Below are 2,454 nucleotides of genomic sequence, written 5' to 3' on the forward strand. Positions count from 1 at the left end.
CGGGAAACCACTCTCGTCCAGTCTTCGTTTACAAGTGATTCGTGACTCATCTCGTGTTGGAATCACGAGCGTTTCCAATACGCAAGACCAAACTTAACGCCTATGGGGAATGCCGGGTGCTGGCCGCAACCCATGGCCCGCCAGCAAAAAGAAAAGCTGGCGGCAGTTACCACAGGTTCAGCCAAATCATCCGGCATTCCCTGCGCGATGGTTTACGGCTTATAGCGCGCTCTCCCTGGGAACCGGGCTTTCTTGCTCCCATCGCGAGCAGATCGTTCTGCCCCCTTGACACCAGCGTCGGGGTGCCAGGACCACACGCCTTGACCGTCCGCCTCGGCGCCGTTCGTCCGCGAAAAATCGCGCGCGTTGCCAAAGCGTCCATCGCATCCTGCCTCGCGTGTCGTGACGATCGCGATACGCCCCTCATGCCGAAGCAGGACGGCCGGGATAATGCACCTGATTTGGGGTCGACGTCAAGCAACATTCTGAAAATCAGAATGACGCTACCCGCGTCAAATTGACACGACGGGCAAATTCCGCATGACGCTCATGCACAGATTGCCCGTCGTGCAGATTAGAATCGAAGCGTGGGCAAAGGCGCACTTGCGCCGTGCCCACCATCTCACCGCAATCGCCGCATTTGATGTGGGCACGCCATCGGCCGCGCAAGTGCGCGTCCGATGGCTTTGCCCACCCTACTCTGCAACTACGCTTCGTGGCGCGATCGCGCGCCGCGCTATTGCGACAGATACGCGCTGGTCGCCGTGCCGCTCGCCACCGACATCGCCGGGGCGCCCGGCGCGATCATCCAGTTGGTCGAGTTGAGGGTCAATGTCGAAAGCACCATGGAGAGGCCAGTCGAGGTAAGATTGGACGTCGAGTTGGCCGTCAGCTTCCGGCTCGGCAGGTAGACCAGACCCGTCAGGTTCAAGCTCGAGGAGTCGATCGTCGGATAGCTGGTGCTCAGCCCGGTGGGCTCGTAGAACAGGATGTTGGCATAGGTGCCCGTCGTCGGCGCCGACAGAGTGGCGCTGGTCGTGCTGTTGAAGTGGATCCCCGAGTTCTGGTCGACGAGGTAGAAGGTGACGCCGCTGCCATTGACGGTCCACCCCGAGTTCACGGTCCAGGTGCCATGAATTTCGTACAGCCCGGGATTCAACGTCAGCGTTCCGTTGGTCACGCTGTTGAAGTTGATCGACCCGCAGAACACGCCGGGGTTCAGGGTTACGGACGTATTGTTGAAATTCATCGCTCCGTAGACGCCGCCGGCGAGGTTCGCCGCGCCGCTGTTGGAATTGTAGTTGATATTGTTGTTGGCGCTGGGAATGCTGCTGCAGCTGTTGGTGCTCACGGTCGGCAGCTTGCCGGCGAACGGATCGCTGATCGCGGCGCAACTCGTCACCGCCGGCGGATTGGCGCCGCCGTTCTTGATGATGCTCGAGCCCTTGATGCAGATCCGCTTGGCATTCAGCGTCGTGTTAAAGGTGGCGGCCGGGCTTTGCGTCGAGAGGACGTGAACCTCGCAGCTCGTGGCGTTGAGCTGGGCGCCGGAATTGACCAGCAAGGCCGGCGCGTCCAACGTGCTGGTGAGCAGGATGCAGACCGGCGTCGTCGCATGCGCGCCGGGCGTTGCGGTCGCCGTCGCATTGACGACAACAGAGGATTTTCCGACCACGGCCATGAACGACATCTGCACGCTCGAGGTGGCGGTGCCGGACAGCGAGCCGTTCGCGTTCTGCGTGAACGAGGCCGAGCCGCTGTTGCCGTATTTGGCAATGAAGTCGCCGTTGAACACCGCGGACGCCGTCGACACCTGGTTCGCCGACGTCTGCGTCACGCCCGCCAGCACCGCGGCATCGAGCGCGTTCTGCAGCTCTGTCTTGACGTCGTTGGCCTTGGAGAGGTCGACCGCCGCGCCGACCGCACCGATGATGGGGATTGCCGCGAGCGAAAAGATGACCGCGAGATTGCCCTCGCGCGCACGGCAGAACTCATGAATGAGAGCACGAAGGCGTCCGAACCCCTGATGATTTGTCACGATGATGCATTCCCACTGACCGGTAATGCTCCGGGAATAGGAGTCCAAATGATTAGCGGTTTCTAAACAAGCGAAGCGGCGTTGGACGCAGGGTTATCAGCGCCCTTACGGCAATACCGGTTTTCCCGATCACGAGCGGCGCCGGCACAACCCCGGCGCGCAGGATCGGCGATGTGTCACGTTGCGATAGGGGTTCTTCGCACCGAGGTTGCAATTGAGACGACGAAATTTTTCGCCGCTCTCAACTCAAATTTGCAAGTGACGGATGCGCGCCACCGAGATCATCACGCCGCGGAGTTCGGCGAGCCCCTTCAGCCGCCCGATGGCGGAGTAGCCGGGGAAACTTCCCTTGCCGATATCGTCGAGCAGTTCGTGGCCATGGTCGGGCCGGAACGGCAGGCGCCAGTTTTGGTCGC

2 protein-coding genes are annotated in these 2,454 nt (G+C 61.2%); both read right to left on the reverse strand.

Features of this window, described 5'->3' with window-relative positions:
* Positions 1 to 736: 736 nt before the first annotated feature.
* Entirely contained in the window at positions 737 to 2,038 is a 1,302-nt protein-coding gene (locus JOZ76_RS32640) for a TadE/TadG family type IV pilus assembly protein (protein WP_291705507.1), read from the reverse strand.
* Positions 2,039 to 2,284: 246 nt separating this feature from the next.
* Positions 2,285 to 2,454, reverse strand: a 170-nt coding sequence (locus JOZ76_RS32645) for a mannonate dehydratase (protein WP_291705508.1), incomplete at its 5' end; no start/stop codon positions are given.

Source organism: Bradyrhizobium sp. (assembly GCF_019244115.1).
Lineage (GTDB): Bacteria > Pseudomonadota > Alphaproteobacteria > Rhizobiales > Xanthobacteraceae > Bradyrhizobium.